Annotated in this window: 10 protein-coding genes and 1 pseudogene; 1 reads left to right on the forward strand and 10 read right to left on the reverse strand. The window is 40.0% G+C overall.

Annotation, left to right across the window (positions count from 1 at the left end; translation table 11 throughout):
- Positions 1–75: 75 nt before the first annotated feature.
- Positions 76–273, forward strand: a pseudogene (locus tag GFU89_RS10810) (XRE family transcriptional regulator); the annotation flags it as partial.
- Here the strand turns inward: GFU89_RS10810 and GFU89_RS10815 are convergent.
- The 10 genes from GFU89_RS10815 to GFU89_RS10860 form a co-directional block, all read right to left on the reverse strand.
- On the reverse strand, positions 225–2,432 hold the full coding sequence (locus GFU89_RS10815) for a DNA/RNA helicase domain-containing protein (RefSeq protein ID WP_318847132.1): 2,208 nt from the start codon (positions 2,430–2,432) through the stop codon (positions 225–227). The pseudogene GFU89_RS10810 and the gene GFU89_RS10815 overlap by 49 nt on opposite strands.
- 6 nt (positions 2,433–2,438) lie before the next feature.
- Positions 2,439–2,765 carry a nucleotide pyrophosphohydrolase gene (locus GFU89_RS10820; RefSeq protein WP_318847133.1) on the reverse strand — a complete coding sequence of 109 codons (327 nt, stop codon included), beginning with the start codon at positions 2,763–2,765 and terminating at the stop codon, positions 2,439–2,441.
- A gap of 237 nt (positions 2,766–3,002) precedes the next feature.
- Entirely contained in the window at positions 3,003–3,356 is a 354-nt protein-coding gene (locus GFU89_RS10825) for a hypothetical protein (protein WP_318847134.1), read from the reverse strand.
- A 194-nt stretch (positions 3,357–3,550) separates the two neighbouring features.
- Positions 3,551–4,804 (reverse strand): phthiocerol/phthiodiolone dimycocerosyl transferase family protein, encoded by a 1,254-nt coding sequence (locus GFU89_RS10830; protein ID WP_318847135.1) that lies wholly within the window; start codon positions 4,802–4,804, stop codon positions 3,551–3,553.
- The gene (locus tag GFU89_RS10835) at positions 4,801–6,072 is read right to left on the reverse strand and encodes a condensation domain-containing protein (protein ID WP_318847136.1); all 1,272 of its coding nucleotides are present in this window, start codon (positions 6,070–6,072) and stop codon (positions 4,801–4,803) included. The genes GFU89_RS10830 and GFU89_RS10835 overlap by 4 nt, the downstream gene beginning before the upstream one ends.
- Positions 6,073–6,156: 84 nt before the next feature.
- Complete coding sequence (locus tag GFU89_RS10840) at positions 6,157–8,559, reverse strand: glycosyltransferase (RefSeq protein ID WP_318847137.1); 2,403 nt, start codon at positions 8,557–8,559, stop codon at positions 6,157–6,159.
- Positions 8,552–9,334 (reverse strand): alpha/beta hydrolase, encoded by a 783-nt coding sequence (locus GFU89_RS10845; RefSeq protein ID WP_318847138.1) that lies wholly within the window; start codon positions 9,332–9,334, stop codon positions 8,552–8,554. Before GFU89_RS10845 ends, GFU89_RS10840 begins: the two co-directional genes overlap by 8 nt.
- Entirely contained in the window at positions 9,325–9,624 is a 300-nt protein-coding gene (locus GFU89_RS10850; RefSeq protein WP_002977699.1) for an acyl carrier protein, read from the reverse strand. Before GFU89_RS10850 ends, GFU89_RS10845 begins: the two co-directional genes overlap by 10 nt.
- Positions 9,612–13,865 (reverse strand): beta-ketoacyl synthase N-terminal-like domain-containing protein, encoded by a 4,254-nt coding sequence (locus tag GFU89_RS10855; RefSeq protein ID WP_318847139.1) that lies wholly within the window; start codon positions 13,863–13,865, stop codon positions 9,612–9,614. Before GFU89_RS10855 ends, GFU89_RS10850 begins: the two co-directional genes overlap by 13 nt.
- A 19-nt stretch (positions 13,866–13,884) precedes the next feature.
- Positions 13,885–20,910 (reverse strand): SDR family NAD(P)-dependent oxidoreductase, encoded by a 7,026-nt coding sequence (locus GFU89_RS10860; protein ID WP_318847140.1) that lies wholly within the window; start codon positions 20,908–20,910, stop codon positions 13,885–13,887.
- Positions 20,911–21,320 lie beyond the last annotated feature (410 nt).

The following is a 21,320-nucleotide window of genomic DNA, read 5'->3' on the forward strand; positions in this document are numbered from 1 at the left end:
TCTGACTTTTTGAAGAAAAAAAGAGTGTGTAAAGAGGGAAATGACGAAATAGGAGAGGAGATCAATTTCAGGGAAATGCTGGGCATCAAGCAGGAAGCATTGGCTTTTGACCTTGGGGACGACTGGAACCAGAAGAAAGTTTCTCTGCTGGAACAGAAAGAAATTATTGAAGATCCTTTACTGAAAAGAATTTCTGAAGTATTGAAAATTCCGGTGGAAGCGTTTCAGAATTTTGATGAGGAACAGGCAGTGAATATTATTTCTAATACTTTTACAAAAATACCTAATACTTTAAAATCAACTGTTTCCTCATCTCTGAGAATAATTGGTTTAAAATTGGAGTCATTTGATTTTGGCAGTAATATTACTTCTTCATGATGCCATCCTTCTTCATCAGTTAATTTTTTGCTGGAGTATTCTTTAATAGTATAGTTACTACCAAATTCCAGATCAGTAACATTTCTTCCTTCAACTAGAGTAATTAGTCCGTTGCGCGAACCTCCGCTATATTTTTTAAATAGGCAAATACTGCCGTTAGGTATAATCTTATTCATAGATTCACCTATCACAGTGCATGCAAAATAGTCGTCTTTATTGTTTATATTATCTAATTCAAGGTATTTTATATTATCTAATTCTTGCAGTTCAGAAAAAGAGCCTGCAGCAATATTTAGATCATAGAAAGGAATTGAAAATTCTGTAGGTATATTAGAAATTTGTACTGATTTATCTTGTGCATACGAATTAAAAGATGGAATATATTGGCGAAGAAAAAGTCTCATATTTTCATTGCAAGCGTAAATATATGTACCTTCAATTCCTCTTAACAATATTGTTTTATAGATATTGATAATAAAATCGAGTAATTCTTCTTCATTTTGTATAGAATTTTTACCATTTTTATCTTTGTACCTTTGTTTATCAACAATAAGTTTTCCAGATTCAAAATCATAATCTAATTCCGGTCCTATAATAACACCTGTATAATTCAAATCGTAACCTTGTGTGGTATGAATGCACCCAACTTCATCAATAGAATTGGGCGAATTTACCCAATCTACAGAAACACTGTTCCATTTTAATTGATTTTCACCAATAATTATATCATAAGCTTCAGGATTTTTGTTTGAAACCCATTCCCAGGCATATCCTGCCACCATTCTTGACAAACCATACAACTCATTTTTCTTTTTAATTCTGTCAATCATTTGTGACAAATCATCAAAAAGATATAACTCGTAGTCATCAGTTTTATTATTTTCTAAGGAAGGTGTAGCAGGTGTATCAAAAATTTTATGAATTAATTTTATATAGTTATTTCCACCACGTACCCGAAGTTGAGTTTTTAATTTTTCAACACGTGTTGAAGGTTCCAATTCTAATTTTTTAAAGCTTTTCTTAAGAGTATCTGAGGGTTTTATAGATTGATATTGATCATAAAAGATAATGGATTTAGTACTTTGCAGGATAACCCAATCCAATTCAGTGGTGGAAAATTTGTCTAAACCCAACTTTTCACAGTTACGATCGAAAGTTCCAAAGTATGAACCTAGATTTACTCGTCTTCGTAATCGATGTCCTTCGTCAACTATAATAAGATCATATTTATTTTGTGCTAAATCTGAAGGACCAATTACCATTTTTGCTGATAAACCGTTTACATTCTTAAAAACATTAGAAATCGTTTTTCTGAATGAGGCCATTGGAATAACCAGTGCCATATTTAGATCTGTAAACCTCTCTTTTACTCTTTTTAATAAAAGGAAAAGTTCGTCATCATCTTCATCAAAATCAGCATAATTAAAATCTTCTAAATCAGTTTTTAATAATTTGAATAGAAAAATTGCTAAAATAGATTTACCCGTTCCGGCACCCCCATGAATCAGACTGACTTTTGCTTTCTCGTCCAGCAAACAGTTAAGAATCATTTTCAACCCTCTGATCTGTTCTTTGGAAAGAGATTTATAAGGAGAGTATTTAAAAAGGTCTGAATTATTGATAAAGCCCAAAGAATGGCGAGATATACCTAGTTGTCTCAGTTCATCCCAAATATCTTTGAATAGATCCCAATATACTTTCTTTTCATGATATTGGTGATTAGAGATACCAAGGTTACCATTTTGTAAAGTGTATTGTCCGTCAGCAGAAATATATTTGATGAGATTTGATTCTAAATCGAGAGTAGCAGATTTGTGGAATAAGTCGCTTAAGATAAGATTTACTGACGATAATTGTTTTTTTTCTTCTGATTTTAGGTGAGTATTTATTCTCGTTAATACATCAGTAGTCTCTCCCACATAAGCAAGCTTAGTTTTTTTATTTTTCAGGAAATATACTACAGGCCAAGATAAATAGTCTTTGTGATTGTTATATATTTTTGTTTCTGTGAGACGATCAAAATCGTATTCCTCCGTAATTGTAAAATTCTTCATTATGTCCTACAAATCATCGTATTTATTTGATTTTCCTTTTGCTTTTTCTACAGGATATTTCTCGTTATTTCTCTGTAACTTTTTTAGAATAATATTATTGATATCTATATTATTTTTTTTTGCAAGGAGAATCCCATACATAAATACATCAGCCAACTCTTCTTCTAGCTTATCTTTATTAAAATCTTCGTTTTTTTTCCATAAAAAGACTTCCAACAGTTCTGATGCTTCAATTGATAATGCAAGCGCTAAATCTTTTGAATTATGAAACTGTTCCCAATCCCGTTCATCCCGAAATTTAAGAAGTTTTTCTATTGTACTTTTATCCACCATGGCATTAATTAATAGATTGAAGTTAATTCAACTTTAAAAATAATAAAAACTTAAGTATAATTATGTTTAAAATATCAATTTATTCTGGAAATTTTGAATAAGAATATATTGAAAATGTAATAAATTATAAGGAATTTCCATTAAAAGTCATAAGAAGCTTTCAAAGCCTTGATAATATCAAATGATACTATCAAGGCTAGATATTTATTAGAAGGAATTGATATTTAGAAAAACGAATTATTGTTGTAAGTCCACAACTACGGTATGTGTCCTCCTACACATCCACCTCCTCAATCTCCACACCGGCAGATACACAAACACCACAGACAAAATCCCAGCCAATATACCCACTACTACAGCCATCGCCGTAGCATCCAGCTTATAATCCTTTGAGAAATTATACTGTCCTATAAAGAGTAGGGAGAGTACTAATGAACCTGTAATCAAACCATGTATGATGCTTAGTTTGGTCATTAACTTTTTAATATTCAACTGTTCATCTACGGTAAATTCTATGGCTTCCTGGCTGGCGGCATCCGTTACTCTTTTGATGATATCAATGGTAAGGACAACCGGAAGGAAGATGGCCATCGGCAGGGTAAGGCGGGCCAGGTTTTGGGTTCCTGAGAAAAAATGGGTGTAGCCTAACTCTTTGAAGCTGGCATAGGCGATGATGAAATTAAAAAATACATTCGGGAGGACATAGTAAATTGTACGCTTGATGAGAAAGCGTTTCAGGGTGGTTTTCTTGATGGGTTTTGGCTTCGGAGGCTTTATTTTAAATTTCATAGAGAGGTGGTCAATAGCTCAATCGCTTTATCTTTTATCAGATGGGCTTCTTCTTTGGGAAGAAAATTTTCATTGGACATGAAGGTGAAGTCCATTTGCTGGTTGTACGTACTGGTCACAAGGGTGGTTGAGTTCAGCCATGGGAAAGCCACGGTAGGACTGAACACGGTTTCCAGATTGAAATTGGTGTAATCATTCGGGATATTCACCTTTCCCATATTGGATAAGGTCACATCATGTCCGCCTTCGCTGGATTTCAGCATCCTGATCATGCGGCTTACAATAGGGTGCATACGTTCTCCCATCCACAGGAGTTCACGGGCTTCAAGTTTACTGATTTTCTCAATAAGGTCTCTTTTGATCTGCTTGGCATTGTCCAGAACATCTTTGCTGTCTTTTTTGATGGAAAGCTCCACCGTTGGGGCAAAAGCAAACAAATGATCTTCCTTGATTTCGGGGATGAAATGGCGTACATCTACAGGACTGATCACCTTACCCTTGGCACGATCTCCCTGAATATCACGGAAGGCCTGCATCACGGAAGAACACAGTAAAGCATGGACGGAGATTCCGTTTGCCTTACATTTTTCAGTAATCAGTTTCGTATCCTCCGGAGTCATTTTCCAGTGGATGGCGTAGTTTTTTCCAAGGTTTCTCTTTTTGCTTTTTCGCTGGATAGAAAAGAATATTCTGGCGAAGAGCAGATAAAGACCTGCCTTATATTTTTTAATCCCTGCATTGAAATCCGAAGGGAGAAAATCATCCACGGATTCAAAAGCAACATAAGGAATTAACGGCGAATAAGGATTGTCCAGCAAACTCAGAAGTTCACGCATTAAGGTCACTCCGGTGGTTCCGTCTGAAATGCAGTGAGGCATGATCCAGAGGATTTCGGAAGTTTCCTGTCCTTTCACCCATACCACTTCTGCCAGAGGCTTTTTGGGTTGGTCAAAGAGTTGAAACCATCCTTTTTCGGATTCTTTAAACCAGTCATCGTCTGTATTTCGTTCTACAATACGAAGAGGAATAGGCTCAATATCTCTCTGCCCCATAAAATAAGGGTATCGCCCGACCTTATGATCAACGATAGCCCTCAGCATGGGGTGTTTCTGCTGGATTTTGATTAGAGCTGTTTTAAAAGTCTCCTCAGAAACCTGCCCTTTGATCTTTGCGGTATAAATACAGTTTAAAGGCGTTTCAGGATCTACATACATGATCCTTTCCACCATCATTAAAGGTCTTTTGATCATGATACTGCTTTCTGTTTAACTTGTGAATAAATTGTCCTCAGAACCTCATCACGGATGGCCGTTACTTCAGCATACGGTATATAGCCTTCGCTTCCCATGATGGAAAAATCCATTCTTCCACGATAGGTAGAAACCACAAGGGTAGTGGTATTTCCTAACGGACCAATCACCGATGGACTGAAGATGGTCTCTACCGAAAACTCTTTATATTCATGTGGAATCTGAAGAGGTCCCAGATTAGAAAACATACAGTCGTTGGACGACTTTCCGTTCTTTAACAGTCTGGTGAAGCTTTTCAGGGCATCATGTCCGGATTCCATGACCATCATGGTGATATATGGATCCAGCTTTGAGGCTTTTTGTTCTACTGATTTCTGCATGGCACGGAGATTCTCTGTAAAGCTTAGCTTTTCATCGGAAGAAATCACGATCATCAGCCCGAAAGCGAAGATGTGGTCTTCTTTAATCTGCTTGGCAAAACGTCTGATGTCTACCGGACAGGAAACTTTGTTGAAAGATTTTTTACCTCTCACTTTTTTAAATGCATGCAATAGCGCTACACTCAAAAATGTATTGACGGTCACTTCCTGGGATTTGCAATAAGCAATGACTTCCTGACTTGTCGTTTCATCCAGTTTTCCATGGATCAGATAGTCAGTCTGTCTTTCAACAGGTTTTTTGTTTACCGGAAGCCATTTGATTGCTGTAGCTGCCAGTCTTCCGATAAATTTAGCTTTCAGTTTCTGTTTTCTGCTGTTCAGAATATGGGCAGGAACTACATCCTGTATTCCCAGTATCGGATTTTCTATTCCTATATCGGCAGCCGGATTGTCTAGGACGATGAGAAATTCTTTTAAAAAGGCCATTGCAGAACCACCATCGCATAAACAATGGTGAAACGCAAACAGCATATCTGAAACTTCTTCCCCTTTGATCCAGATAAACCGGATCAGGGGTAATTTTTCGTAATTAAAAGTGGTGTTCCATTCTTTCCTGGATTCTTCCTGCCACTGATCTTCACTTTGTCTGGTGATGATTCTTACAGGAATGGAAACAGGTTTTTCCGGAACATTGAACCACGGAATATTTTTTTCATCATGGCTGATTAATGCTCGCAGCCAGGGGTGTTTATTTTGAATTTTGGCTAATGCCTGCTGGATCTCTTTTAATGTAAAAGTTCCTCTCAGTCTGAACGGAATGACCGCGTTAAAAGGTTCTGTTCCATCTCCCAGTAACATGCGCTCACCAAATAGCAATCTTCTTTTCATATGCTGATATCTATCTTTTTAAGGTCTTATGAAGCACCAGGTCTTCATCTGCCTTTGTGTTTACAAATCATTATGATTTCATAATTATACGGAAGCTAATGTTGAATGTTCCTGTACAAAGTTTTCTAATAATTCTACTGCTTTATCATTACCACCGGCAAGGGTAAATGTATTTCTGACTTCCTGAGCAGCGGTTCTGTATTTTGGATTTTCCAACAATTCAAAAACGGTTTCACGAAGGGCATCTACACGCAGTCTCTTGTATCGGATGCTGATTCCGCAGCCTGCCTGCTCAATCAGTTTTGCAATATGGAAATGATCGTAAGCAATAGGCGTGATCAACATCGGTAAACCGTTACGGAAAGTATCGTTTACGGTATTGAAACCACCGTGACAGATTACCATGTCCATTTGCTGCATCACCGCAGACTGAGGAACAAAGCTGTTCACGATAAAATTGTCCGGCCATTCTTCAAAGATTTCCGGTGGAGTAGCGGCAATCACTGTAACGGGTTGATCTTTAAATGCTGCGATAATTTTTTCAAAGAAAGCTTTTCTGATATCTACGAGCAGCGTTCCCAATGATACGAAAATCTTTGGAGTGGTAGAAGCATTTAATTTATCCCAGTCAAATGGAGCATCGTTAGGACGTCCTTTTACCGGACCTACAAATTTCATATGAGACGGAACGGTTTCAAAACCAGCGAAAGCCTGTGAGGTAAACACCATATTCAGTTTGTGAGAATGGATATAAATTCCTTCCTCATGAATTCCTACTTCTTTTTGCAGATCTTTGATGAGGTTTTGCTGCCATTCCCAGATTTTTGGAGCACTTTTTTCCGTATCTCCCATCACATCCGGCGGAACAGGAGTTGTTGTTACGCAAGGAATATTGTGTTTGTGAGCGAAAAGAGCCCCTCCGAAAGTGATACAGTCATTCACGATAACATCCGGCATCCAGCTTTCTGTCAGTCTGGTTAATCCCGGCATCATCATTTTAGCGAAAGGAACATAGGTTTCTTCCAGTGCCAGTTTCATTACTTCAGGTCCGGAACAAGCCGGGCCGTCATCCTGTCTTTTTAAAATACGGGCAATTTCCTCCTGATAGGGAACAAGATCTTCTTCAGGATAGAAGTAAGAACCTCCTTCCGGAATATGTTTACTGTCTAAAGGCGTAATTCCGAACCATTTTACTTCATGTCCGCGGGCAATTAAGCTTGCTCCTACACTTAAAGTAGGGCTCACATGTCCGAAAAATGGAGGAATAACGAATAAAAACTTAGACGGTTTTTCAGGTTTTGAAGCCTTTGATATAGCTTGTTCCAATAGGTTAGCTGCTGTAGCTGAGCCTCCTGCTTCTACGAAAGATTGTCCCACTTTCTGAGCTGCTTCTTTGTAGCTCGGATTATTTAAAATCTGTTGTACTGCTTCTCTCAGGTGATTGGCTTTAAATCTGTTAAAATTAAGACGTTCTCCTGCTTCTGTACGCACAACACGTCCTGCAACATGTGACTGGTCATAGGCAATCGGGATCACCACTAAAGGAATACCGTGTGATAGTGTTTCAGATACGGTATTGTGACCACCATGGCATACCACACCGTCAAGATGAGGTAACAGATCAAGTTGAGGAACCTGCTGATAGACCATAAAGTTATCCGGCCACTGCTCGAAAAGCTGCGGATCGGAAACCACTACAACGGTTAAGTTTTCATCTTTAAAGGCATCAATGACCTTTTGGAAGAATGCTTTTTTATGATCATGATCGAAGGTAGTCCCAATGCTTACCAGGATCTTTTTGTTGTCATTACTTTTTAGTTTCTCCCAGCCAAACTCACATGAGATACGTCTTTCTGTAAGAACCGGACCTGTGAACTGATATTGAGAAGGGAGATCATCCATTTCACCAAAGAAATAATTGGAGGTCAGAACAAGCGCCAACAGGTCTGAAGTCGCCAGAGAACGTTCTTCCTGGAAACCAAGTTCTTTCTGTAGTGCTACAATCTGATTCACTTCCCATTCATGTACTTTAGGCAGTTCATTCATGATTTTAATGGCCGCTGGAGCAGTAACAGAAGTCGCGTAAGGAATTCCCAGTGTTTTCGCTGCTACGGGAGCGGCAAATAACTGATGGTCTCCGATAATCAAATCAGGCTGGTATGTTTTAAGTAAAGAAACAACTCCGTTATAGCAATGTCTGTTCAGCGGGATAAGAACTTCTTCATAAAGGAATTTCACGCTGTCTATACCGTACACTACTTTTTTTGAAATAATATCGAGATATTGTTCGCTTTCTTTTTTTTCTTCGTCGGTCTGATCATACTGGATCAGTAATAATTTTCCTCCCTCGGGAAGTTTAGCCTCTAAAGTAGGGTCAAGGCTGATCCAGGCTACTTCATGTCCTCTTTCCAACAGAGTAGCACCGATGCTTAAGGTAGGGTTGACATGTCCTGTCAATGGTGGAACTATAAATGCAAATTTAGCCATGGTTTTTCGTTAAGATATTAGATAAAAATTGAACGATCGTTTCTGCAATCAGATTCGGTTCCTGAATAGGAATATTGTGATCGCCCGGGATTAATTCAAGTTCAGACTGGCTGATTTGAGACTGCAGCCACTCACCGGTAGGTCTGCAGTTGGAATCAGCGCCATAAAGCAATAAAGCAGGAGCTGTCAAACCACTGAATTGAGCTTCATCAAGGAAATGTTTCTCCCTGATCATATCGGCTTTTATGCTGGTCTGATTAAACAAAAATTCATACATACGGTGGTTCTTTTCCATTTGCCTTTTCCCCATCTGTACTTTGGTGGTATCTGTAAAATTGGCTACGTAATGCTCAAGAAATTCTTTGCTGTATTCATCAATGATGTTACGGGCTTTTTCGTCCTGAGGATCCGGAGCTTCCATTACTACAAGCTGATTCACGCGGTCCGGGTATTCTAAAGCTGTTTTTAAAGCAATAAGACCTCCGAAGCTATAGCCTACAAGGTGTACTTTTTCCAGTTGAAGGTGATCTATTAAACCTATCAGATCGGATGACATATTGTCAAGGTCGTACCCATCCAGAAAGCGTTCACTCATACCGTGGCTTTTCAGATCGTACATCACCACATGGAAATGCTTGGCCAGTACAGGGGCAATATTAAAATAATAAATGGACAGGTTACTGAACATACCGTGGATGAGTACCACGGTTTGTTCGGCTCCTTTGTTGAGTTCCTGTATATGAACTTGTCTGTTATTGACAGTGATTATTGGCATTCGTAGATATAATTGATGATCATACTAAGGTCAAGATTAATAAGCTGGTCAAGATCCATAGAAGATAACCAACCTGTAAAGTCGATCTGATCGCCAAAATGCGCTTTGATCTTTTCAGAGAAAGAGACAATCTCAATGCTGTCCATTTCAAGATCTTTGGTGAATGAACTTTCAGGAGTAATGTCCATCTCTTCTACAAATTCAGCACCTATCACTTCAGTAATAAAACCTTTTAATAATGTAAAAAGTTCTTCGTGGTTCATTTTTAATGTTGCGTTTACAGTGTCCATCCGATAATATAATTTTTATGTTTAATAGTTTTGATTTCAATATTGTTGATCCACAGGTGATCGTCTTTTATCATTTCGACTTCGAAGGCTTTAGGATTTCCTTTCAGTCCTGTTCCCAGGAACTTTCCGTAAGCTTCCTTGGCTACCCAGAAACGGGTGGTCCATTCTGCCTGATCTCTGTCTTTTAATAAGGCTAATTCGTTGTCGGTAAATACTATGTCGTAGAATCCGGCGCTGCGTTCTTCCATCAGTTCCATGTCGATTCCTACAGATTTTCCATATCTTGCGATACCCACGGCTTCTTTGCCTTTATGAGCCAATGAAATGTGAATATCTTCTGTAAAATCACTGATGAGGTAAGGTTTCCCCACTTCATCGGAACGGATCTCAAACGTAATAGGGAAGCAGGCATGATTTTTTTCCTGACGAAGAAGATTTCTCACGGCATCTTTCACAGCCACACGGCTTACCATCCAGTTTTTCTTTTTGTTCGGTAATAATTGCTGGTGATGCTGTTTTTCCGTTTGGTTGAAATATCTTTTCAGAATAAAATCCCATGAAGCCACTCTGGTATAGGCCTGGTGGAAGAAGAATACTTCAGGAGCAATCTCTTCCGAAAGTCTATTGTGCAGCGGTGACATGGAAACATTCCATAGAGCGGCATCAATTTCAAGTCTTCTGTTCTGCCAGCCCGTAATGGCACACCATACTTTTCCGTCTCTTTTCAGGATAATATCGGCGATAGCAAATTCATCATTAAGTTCGGTCAGCATACAGGTGCATTCAAAAATGCCTTCCTGATCATGCATATCACCAAAGAATTCGATATCTCTGATTTTTACCGGGAATGCAATACGGTCTTTTACCAAAGTAAGCTGAAGCCAAAGCCCAAATAACTGCCCGGCATTGTCGAGTAATGAACCCTTGCCGCCGTTTCCTTTTATTTTTCCGATGATTCCTTTATCTCCAACAGCTGAAATTTCAGTAATCCCCTGGTATTTTTCTCCATGGAACATATGCATGTCATAGATTTCTTCAGGCGTTCTTTCGATAGGAAGAAGATCACCGATGGAAAGATTGAAAATTGGTGTCGGTACAGGAGAGGATTTTAAGATCACTTCTGCGTTGGCAAAGTTTTCAATATCCAGGTAAGCATGGTTGGCCCCACGCCATTCTCCTTTTACGGTTTTATCGAAAGGTTTGGCAACATTCATCCATTGGAATACACTTACGTTCATGATTTTATGAACCAGCGTTCCCGGAATTTCCGCTTCTGCAATTTCTGCTAATTGTTCAAAAATCATCGTCATCGGAATTACCGGTTCCATATCTGCTACATGAGCCCAACCTTTTGGCTGTCTCAATAAGCTGTGATCAATCAGGTAAGGATGACTTTCCAGGGTGACATACAAGTCTTTGGTGAAAGTTGTACTTCTTGGTGTTTTTGGAGCAACATGTACTGCAGGAGAATGACGCTGAATCGTAATTTCCGGACGGTTTTGGAATAAAGTCAATACCTCTTCCTGCATACGGATCATATCGGCAACATTGTCCTGGAATGCTTGTACCAGCGGATGTCCGGATTTTGTAGCAATAGCTGAAGCCGTTGCGGTATATTGTTTTGGTGCCTCAAATGATTGAGCCAACGCTTTCACTTCTTTAAAATTACGGATAATAGGAGAACCTAATTCCAGTTTAATGCCTTTTCCTGATGCTCTTTTCGTATGATTCTGAATCTCCAAAAAGTCAAGGGCAATTGTTTTTCCTTCTACGAATAGTGAAGCGACTACACGTTGTAACTGAGCTAATGCAGAACGGGTAGGAACGCTGGAAGCAATCGTACTGAATGTTTTTCCTTTTAAGGTATCATCAATAAATCCGATCAGCCCTCCGGTACCCACCTGAATGAATACTCTTGCGCCTTCTTCATATAATCTGTCCGTCAGTTCACGGAAACGAACAGGTTCTACCAAATGCTCAGCACTCAGTTTTCTGATCGCTGCCTGATCTGCAGGATAAGGTTCTAATGTGGTAGCAGACCACAATGGGATTTTTGTCTGCTGGAACTGTGCTTTTTCCATTCCTGCAAGAATCACATCTAATTTGTCTGCAATAAAAGGGGAGTGGAATCCTGATTGGAAAGGCAGCACCTGATGAAAGACCTGATTGGCTTTCAACAATGGAACCAATTCATCCAAAGCAGCATTGCTTCCACAAAGAATCACCTGATTAGGACAGTTGTCATTGGATACATACAGGTTTGCAATTTCATCAATAAAAGGTTTTATTGCTTCAATACCAGCTCCTATAGCAATGAATTTGGAATCTTTTAATTCAAAAGTTTCGGGATTCAGTACGTCAATTAAAGCTTTAACTGAATTAGCTTCTGCCAGCTCGGATGAATATCCTGCCAGCCATTCTCCTAAACTGTGCCCGGCATTCATATCTGGAATAATTCCCAGTTTTTTCAATGAATTGTCAAGGATACTGCAGTTGTTGAAGATATTTAAAGCATCGGTTAAAAGACCTTCACCTTCCGTTTCTATAGGTGCCGTTAATCCGAAATAGCGGCTTACGGTATCTACTTCACCTTTGGCCAGGCCGTCTAAGCCCGGAAATACAAAGGCTACCTTACCGCCGTCCTTTAATAATGGGGTAGAAGTATACCATATATCCTGTTTGTTTTTCCAGATGATATTCTTGGAAACAATTTTAAAGGCTTTTTCTATTCTTGCAGGCGTTGGATCGAAGATAGCTACTCTGAAATCTCCTTCACCAATGGCTGTTTCGTTATTTTGTAATGCTGAAAGCAGTTCTTCATGGGTGGGTCTGGCCAATATCAGTACGTGATCTTTTTTCGGCATATCATAGCCTTCCAAAACAACATGTGCATTGATTCCTCCAAATCCGAAAGCATTTACTGCAGCTACTTTTGGGAGTCCTGTTTTTGACCAGTTTTTGGCTTCCTGTACAGGTTCAAACCTTGTGTTCTGCATCTCTGCAGTTGGATTCTCACAATATAATGTTGGCGGTAAAGTATCATGGTGTAAAGCCAGACAGGTTTTGATCAATCCAGCGATTCCTGCAGCAGGCATTGCATGTCCGATATTGGATTTCACAGATCCGATACCAGCTGCCGGAGTTTCTTCTTCTTTACCAAAGAACCGCGCCAAGGTCTGGAGTTCTGTTTTGTCTCCAAGCGGTGTTCCTGTGCCATGAGCTTCAAGGTAGCCGACTTTATTTTTATCTAAATCCGCATTGATCCATGCCTGTTCCAACGCTTTCAGCTGACCTTTTACGGACGGGCTCATTACGCTGGTTCCCGTACCGTCACTGCTTACACCCACGCCTTTAATAACCGCATAGATTTTATCCTGATCGCGAACGGCATCTTCCAATCGTTTTAACACGACGAAACCACAACCTTCACCAATCAGTAATCCGTCAGCATCCATACTGAATGGCTTGATCTGCTGCTGACGAGACATTGCACCCAATTGGGCAAAAATACTCCAGAAAGCAGCATTTTGTCCTGTGTGTACGCCTCCTGCAATCATAATATCGGAACGACCTCTCTGAAGTTCCTGTACAGCATGGTCTACAGCAATTAAAGCGGATGCACAAGCGGCATCCACTGTAAATGCAGCACCTCCCAGATTGAATCGGTTGGCGACAAGAGAGGCAACAAGGTTGGGAATTAATCCCATCGCAGTATCGGCTGCAAAACGTCCTTTACGCTGTTGAAAAGCGTGTTTTACTTTTTCAATGTCTGCAGAAGAAACCTGAGGCAGTAACTCCTGTAGTAACGAGGAAATCTGTTCTCCGGTTCTTACAATTTCGATAGCGCGGGTAGCTCCAGGACCGGTATAGTTTCCTTTACCGATGATGATTCCCGCTTTTTCAAGGGAAGTATTCTTTTGAAATACGCCTGCATCTTCCAGTGCTTTCTGTACCAGATCAAGGGTAAGCAAATGGTCAGGTTCTGTTCCTTCAACAGCCAGTGGCAAAATACCAAATGCTGTAGGATCGAATGTATAATCAGGGATAAATCCTCCACGCTGACAATAAAAACGGTCAACGGGACTTGTGGTATCACTGAAATGAACCGGATCTATCCGATCAGCCGGAGCCAGCTCGGTAGAATCGACTTTATTGACAATATTCTGCCAAAAAGTGTTGGCATCCTGTGCCCCGGGAAAGACACAGGATAAGCCAATTACAGCAACATCTGTTTTTTTCATACTTAGTTTATACAGAGATTTACCAATTATTTCCTGACATGATCAGCACCTGGCTTTCAGTTCCATATTTAATCTCGTTAAGGAAGATCTCTTTCCCTTCATCCAATGGAATCATGGAAATTCCTCTGCGTTCGTATTCAGATTCCAGGGTGGAAGAAACCATTCCGGCTCCTTTCCACGGACCCCAGTTGATAGAGATTACTTTTCCTTTTAATCTTTTATTTAAAGCATTCGCATAATCATCCAGTACACTGTTGGCTGCAGCATAATCTGTCTGGCCTTTGTTACCGTATACGGAAGCAATACTTGAGAACAGTACTACAAACTGGCAGTCTGTACGAAGTTGTTCAGCCAATACGCGAAGTGGTTTTACTTTGGTGTCAAATACACGTCCGAAAGAGCTTGTCGTCTTTTGTTTGAATAATTTATCTTCTAAAAGACCTGCCCCATGGATCACTCCATCCAGACGGTCGTATTTTTCATAAATACTGCTGATAAGGTTACTCAAACCTTCTTCGTCACAAAGATCTAATGATTGATAAATAATGGTATTTCCAAGTTCTTCCATATCACGGATCGTGCGAAGGATCTGATTGTTTTTAAAGATCTTGGTGGTTTCTTTTTCTATTTCTGCAGGAGAAGTGAATTTTCCGGATCTGATCAGGAAACCTCTGATTTCCTCTTTGGTTTTCATTCCTTCTAATTCTTTTGTAGATGTTTCATTTCTTGGGTCTGCAGATCTTCCTACCAGAATATAAGTACATGGATATGCCTGAGACATATGTTTTGACAATTCTGCAGTGATTCCCTGTGCGCCGCCAAGTACCAATACCACAGATTTTTGATCTAGCTGGATATGAGCTTCACTTAAACTTGTTGACAATGGGGAAGGGATAATGTCTACTTTATGTCTCTGGTCATTTTTGTAAATGATTTCAGCAGGCTTATCATTGGTAAGGATTTCCTTTAAAGTAATTTCAGCAATCTGATCTACTTCCTGAGGAGTGCTCAAACTGATCAGTCTGCAGGTTGTATTGTCAAATTCTCTTGCCAGACTTTTGAAAAGTCCCGGATATCCCTGATGATGGCGTAATACACTTACATCAGTAATTTCCTGAAGGTGTGCCGGAATATCTGAGATCAGGTATACCCATTTTACTTTATCAAAATCCAGTTTTTTGATCAGATCTACATGATCGATAATGCTTGGTTTATCAGTTGTTGAGAATAGGTCCAGCATAATTAATCCGTCAACGTTTGAAAGATCTTTTTCTGTATCCACCAATTCTACGATGGCTCCATGTTTTTCCAATGCTTCTTTGATGGCAGAAGTTTGCTTGCTGTCATCCTGAGTAATGGCGAAACGTTTCCCTTGCAATACTTCTGTATTCTGTACTAAAGAAGCATCTGTGGGAGTAATATCAAAACGAAGACGTGATAAAACATTTTGAGCAGGCTCTACAGTATTGTTTTCTTTAACTTCATGAGTGGTTTCACTCGTTTCACCATTCATTTCGTTGATCCAGCTTGCCAAACCGCGAAGGGTTTTAATAGCAGCCAGTTTTTCCATAACATCATCAGCCTGTTCAAGATTTTGACCAAAACCGATTTTAGTTTTAAGATCACCGATGATTTCCATACGCTTAATAGAATCTATGCTCAAATCTGCTTCCAGATCTAAGTCAAGACCTAGCATTTCTTTCGGATATCCTGTTTTGTCACTTACAATATTCAGAATAGCATTTTGAAGATCTTCAAGAGAGAATGAAGGTTGAGTTGGTGATTGTGAAGTGGACGTTTCAGCTGCTGATCCATTTTTTTCAGGGGCTGCAGAAGTTTCTGTTCCTGTATATTCAGTAAGCCATGAAACAAGACCGCTTAAGGTTTTTATTCCTGCTAACTGTTCCATAACAGTATCTTCGCTGGTATTTCCGTTACCCAGAGTACCCAGTTCGTTACGAAGTGTTCCTATGATTTCTACTCTTTTAATAGAATCAATACTTAAATCAGCTTCCAGATCCATTTCCATACCCAGCATTTCCTGAGGGTATCCTGTTTTATCACTTACCACCTGTAGTAATAAGGATTTGATATCTCTTGAAGGAGCTTGCTTCACAGCAGCAACGGCTATTGGTCTTTCCTGCTGAACAGGCTGAACCGGAATAGTAGAGATCGGCTGATGAGCAGGAGTCTGTACAGGTGTATTATATACAGGAGAAGGGAAAGCCTGAGGATTCTGTCCCATAAAGGAAAGCATCACATCGCGCTGTGCCTGTATCATTAATTTCATGCTGTTTAAATATTCCTGCAGCATACGTTCAGCGGTAGATTGCGCTTCGGTAACTTGGGGTTGGTGATTATTGGTAAAATTGTTCATGGGAATTGGATTTAAAATAGGTAATGCACCATTAGCTGGTAGGTTACCTGTAGTTGGGTGGGCCGTTTGCCCGTTTACACGCCAGATGGCAGGGCTTTTCTTGTAAAGCTCAGGTTGGTTAAGATCAATAACCTTAACGCTTCTGCCGTCAAAAAGTTTGTCGATATTGAAGCTTCTGCCGGTTCCTAAATATTGTGCCAGCATACAAAGCAGATGGCTGAATTTATTACGGCTGTTGTCTTCAACATATAGAGTCAGCTGATCTTTTTCAATACAGGATTTGGTCAATCCGGTAAGAACTTTTCCTGGTCCTACTTCGATGAATATTCTTGCACCGTCATTGTACATCGCCTGAAGTTGTTCTACAAATCTCACAGGCTGTACCAGATGGTCAGTAAGTCTTTGTTTTATTTCTGCCGGGTTCGCCGGATATACTTCAGCTGTGGTATTAGACCATACCGGGATCTGCATTTCCTGGAAAGAAACATCTTTTAATACCTCAGCATATAAATCCTTGGATTTTGCCAGTAAAGGGCTGTGGAATGCACATGCAACTTCCAGCTTTTTAGCAGAAATACCTTCTTGTTTAAGGACTTCCAGTAATTTATTAATCGCTTCTGTACTTCCAGCAATAACACATTGGGTAGGAGCGTTGAAATTCACAGGATAACATCCTTCAACTTTTGCAATGATCGGCTGTAAACGTTCCGCTGTAGCACTTGCTGCCAGCATTGAACCCGGATCTCCGCCTTCTACTGAATCTAAAATAGACTGAGCTCTCTGAACACTTAAGTCAACCAGTTTATCCTCTCCAAATACCCCTGCAAAACATAAAGCTGGTATTTCACCATAGCTATGACCTGCCAGCATGTCCGGAATAATGCCTAATGATTCTAAGAATTTAGCCAATGCAAGGTCTACAATTCCTAAAAGAGGTTGTGCTAAACGGGTATCTTTAATGGTTTCTTTCTGTTGTTTTAAATCGGCTTCATTGAAGGTTTTTGATGGGAAAACCACTTTCTCAAGTTCAGGATACTCATCAATAATCTTACGCATAGCCGGGAAAACTACAAATAAGTCACGAGCCATATTGATTCTCTGGCTGCCTTGTCCCGGGAATGTGAACGCTACTTTACCTTCTTTTTTATTAACAGTGAAAGTATCTTTTGTCTCAATCCCTAGCAATACGAGTTCGAGCTTCATCATCAGGTCTTCAGCGGTGTCTGCAACAATACTGAACTGGATTGGCTTTTCTGAACTGATGCTTAAACTGTAAGCGATATCTTTTAATGGAATACCATCGTTAATTTCTAATAAAGCTTTGACCTGGCTTGACTGGCCTTTCGCTTCTTCGTAAGTGTCTCCACGGAAAACAAACAGTTCTGAAGGCCATGACTGCATTGCAATTGAATTATCCTGTTTAGGATGGTTCGCAATTACCGTATGGAAGTTTGTTCCTCCGAATCCGAAAGCACTGATCCCTGCATATCTATTTTTCTCACCCCATAATCCACTTTCTGCATGGAATGCAAACGGGCTGGTTTCGGCATTATAATAGGAATTAGGCTGCTGAAGGTGAAGAGTAGGTGGCTTTACACCGTGATATACGGCAAGAGAAGCTTTGATTAATCCTGCTAATCCTGCCGCACACTTGGTATGCCCGATCTGTGTTTTCACAGAACCTAAATGAGTCTGCCCAGGCAATGCCCCTGAACGGCTGAATAAATTCGTTAATGCACTTAATTCAGTTTTGTCACCCACTACAGTTCCTGTACCGTGAGCTTCCACTAAACCTACAGAAGCTGCACTGATACCAGCTTGGGAATAAGCACGTTCTAATGCTCTTACCTGGCCTATTTGTCTTGGAGCAGTCAATCCCAGCGCTTTACCATCACTGGATCCGCCAACTCCTTTGATCACCGAATAAATGCGGTCACCATCACGTACAGCGTCTTCATATCTTTTTAAAACAATGATAGCGATACCTTCTCCAAGAGCGATACCATCTGCATCACCGTCAAATGTAGCACACCTTCCTTTTCTGGAAAGAGCGTGCGTACTGGAGAACATCAGATAATCATTGATTCCGTTGTGTAAATCTGCTCCACCTGCGAGAACCATATCCGACTTTCCTAATACCAATTCCTGGCAAGCCAAATCAATAGCTGCCAAAGAAGAAGCACAAGCTGCATCTACGGTAAAGTTTCTGCCGCCAAGATCCAGTCGGTTCGTAATCCTACCTGCGATCACATTGGCAAGAATACCCGGGAAAGAGTCTTCTGTGGTATGTGGGAAGGCTTCTTTTACTTCTTCATGAAGTTCTCCGAAAACCTGCTTATAATATCCTCTGAAACTATAGCTGTTGGCAAGGTCATTACCACCTTCAGCACCTATAATGACAGAAATGTTTTCTCTGTTGATGTGTTTTTCACCATACCCTGCATCTTCCATCGCACGTTTAGCAACCAATAAGGTCAGTAACTGTGTAGGTTCAATGGCAGCAAGAGACTGTGGCGGAATACCAAATGCCAATGGATCGAAATCAATTTTAGGAATAAATCCTCCCCATTTAGAATGAGAAACATCCGATTCGTTGGAATCAGGTTTATAATAAAGGTCTTTATTCCATCTTTCATCCGGTACTTCGGTCACACTGTCTTTTCCCAGAATAATATTTCTCCAGTATTCATCAAGGTTTTTAGCACCCGGGAAAATACATTCCATTCCTACGATAGCAATATCCAATGGCTTTTCTGTAGAAACAGGCTCTTCCGGCAATGCAGCCTTCTGAACATGCTCATTATTGTCAACGATACTTTGATGAAGAGCTGCCAGTGAGATTACTCGACTATGCATTGTTGCTATCTGTCCTATCATGTACATTCCTAAGTCTAGTTGGTCATCTTTAGGAATGTTGACAAGTTTATCACCTTGGCGCTCTATGCCTTTAGCCGCAATTCTTAAACGGCCTACGTTTAATTTTTCAAGCTGTTCCCACACCTGTTTTTTGTCCATTCCGGCAGCAAGAAGCTTTGTTTTTTCTGTATTGAAATGGTGGGCAAATGCTGTATTTAAACAACGGGTTTCGTGTCCTGGAGCGGTTTCCAGCAAGACTGTATCTTTTGCCTGCATCGCCTGTGCCTGGAATTCTTCCTGAATAGCTCCTGTTTGTACAGCTTCATGGGTGTACAGATAAGCGGTTCCCATCAATACCCCAATTTTTACCCCTCTTGCAGCTAATGGCGCAGCCATGATAGAAACAAATGCAGTTGAAAATGCGTTATGAATTCCTCCTGCAAAAAAGACACTGATATTTTCAGGATGTTCTTCTTTTAAGATACGTTCAATTTGTTTTTCCCAAAGAACCATACTTGAAAGGGGACCTACGTGGCCTCCACACTCACGTCCTTCAAAAATGAAATTTCTGGCACCTTCTTTCAGGAAAATATCCAGAAGGGCAGGGGAAGGAACGTGTAAGAATGATTTTATTCCAGCTTTTTCAAATACTTTAGCCTGAGCGGGTCTTCCGCCTGCAATTAAAACGACAGGAGGTTTAGCTTCTAATATATAAGAGGTCTGTTCTTCTCTTAATTCTTGCGGTGCAAATCCAAGGATACCTACACCCCACGTTTTCTCACCAGCCAGTTTTTTAGTATCCATTACCAGAGACTTTGCAGATTCTCCTTTCAATAAGGATAATGCAACAAAAGGTAAAGCTCCGGCATCTGCTACTGCATTGGCAAATAAAGGGACATCACTTACACGGGTCATTGGACCTTGAGCAATAGGATATCGCAGACCCAGCTCCTGAGCCATTGGATTATCTTTGTTGATTACCTTCAGTGCTTTTGCCTGTTTCAGATGTCCATGCATAGCCTCTTTGAATCCGAAAACCAGCTTTTTCAGGGTTTTGAAATCCTCATACAGGTCTGTTGCCAGCGAAATATCTTGTCCCATAGGGATATAACATGTGCTAAGGTCAAGACCGGTAAAGTATTTTTTCAGATCTTCAGCGGTTGCATTTTCAGGTAATGCAGGTGAATTGGGTCTTACCAATACACGATGGTTAGCAATCACCTTAGTTTCTGTACCATTCAGTTTTGAGCATACTTCTTTCAGATCCTTAGGAACTGAACTTTCTGGGAACAGAGCCAGCTGGCTGTCCAGTACAACTCCTGTTGCTCCCAATGCTTTTGATGCCGCTGCAGTATGGAGACCTATTCCTCCCTGTACCCACACCGGAATCTTCTGAATTTCTTTGATCACACGCTGAAATAATACAAACGTGGATTCATAGCCTACCCATCCACCTGCTTCATTTCCTTTGATAATGATTCCTTCTGCTCCCAATTGTTCAGCTTGTCTGGCTTCTTCCAAACTGCTTACCTGATAAACAGCTGGCAGATTGAGAGGCTTCGACATTCCGAACGGAAGGATAGCAAACCTTACTTTTTCAGGAATTTGAAGAGCGGTGAAATTGTCGTTAGAAAAATAAATACCATACGATGGTACGTCTATCTGGTCAAGTTGATGTAACGCATCCTGGGCAGTCGATAACTCATTTCCTAAACTTAGAACGGGAAATGCACCCGCCTGGTGTAGTTTAGGTATAAGGTTAACGTCCAGCTTTTCAAAAGGCGTCAGTCCAATAATGGTTAAGTTTTTCATGGCGTGATAATTATTGAATGATAGCAAGAGATTCTTAATAAAATGCGAAGCCTTTCGGTATAAGGCGTTGCTTTCTATTATGATATAATAAAATTGGTTTTTGTTAAATCGTTAACGATTTGTGTCGTTTTATGGAAATTATTCAGGAATCTATTGTTTATTAATAGATTGTCTGATATAAGGTTGATGTCCGGCTTTTCAAGGGGCATTAGCCTGATTTTGGTCAAGTTTTTCATAGCATTTACGGTTTTGAAATAGTTGATGATCTCTCATTGCAAAACGTTAATACCATTGGCATAAACTGCGGTTTGCTGTTATGAGGAAATAAAAATAATAAAATTATATTATATCTTTAACCATAAAAGCAATTTGATAATGATTTTTTAATGAAAAAATATCAATTATTCAAA

The sequence above is a fragment of the Chryseobacterium sp. JV558 genome (genome assembly GCF_033712365.1).
Taxonomy (GTDB): domain Bacteria; phylum Bacteroidota; class Bacteroidia; order Flavobacteriales; family Weeksellaceae; genus Chryseobacterium.